This is a genomic window from Ralstonia sp. TCR112, assembly GCF_007997035.1.
Taxonomy (GTDB): Bacteria; Pseudomonadota; Gammaproteobacteria; order Burkholderiales; family Burkholderiaceae; genus Ralstonia; species Ralstonia edaphi.
This window is the reverse complement of sequence record NZ_VOSS01000170.1, coordinates 1-513: the sequence shown is the minus strand read 5'-3', so window position 1 is coordinate 513 and position 513 is coordinate 1. Positions and strand designations below refer to the sequence as shown.

Sequence of the window (513 nt, the reverse complement as noted above, 5' to 3'; positions counted from 1 at the left end):
GCCGGGAATGTCAACGCGCGGCAGGTCGGCCGGGTCATCGACGATCTCGTTGACCTGCACGATGACGATGCCATCGGAAAACGCGGTGGGCTCGACCAGCGCGGGCGTGTCTTCCGTGCTGGGCCCGGTGTAGATGTTGCCGTCGCGGTCGGCCTTGAAACCGGCCACCAGCGACACGTTGGGGATCAGGTCCACCACCAGCCGCGCATACAGCTCGATATAGGTGTGGATGGCGCCGACTTCCAGTAGCCCGTCGGCCAGCAACTGGCTGATGCGCAGGCTCTGCGGCCCCGCAAACGAAAAGTCGAGTTTGTGCGCGATGCCGGCTTCGAAAATGTCGAGGTGTTCGGCGCGGCTCACGCTCGGCATGATCATGTGCAGATCGTGCAAGCGCTCGGGGTTCACCTTGGCCAGCGAGCGCGAGAGGAAATCTGCCTGCTTCTGGTTGTTGCCTTCCAGCACGACGCGGTCGCCCGGGGCGAGCAGCGTTTCGAGCGCGGCGACGATATCGCC

At 64.5% G+C, this 513-nt stretch carries 1 protein-coding gene; it reads right to left on the bottom strand.

Translation table 11 applies throughout. The annotated features are described in order from the left end of the window. Positions 1-513: malonate decarboxylase subunit alpha (locus tag FUT88_RS24910; protein ID WP_186829381.1), on the bottom strand; the 513-nt coding region annotated here is incomplete at both ends.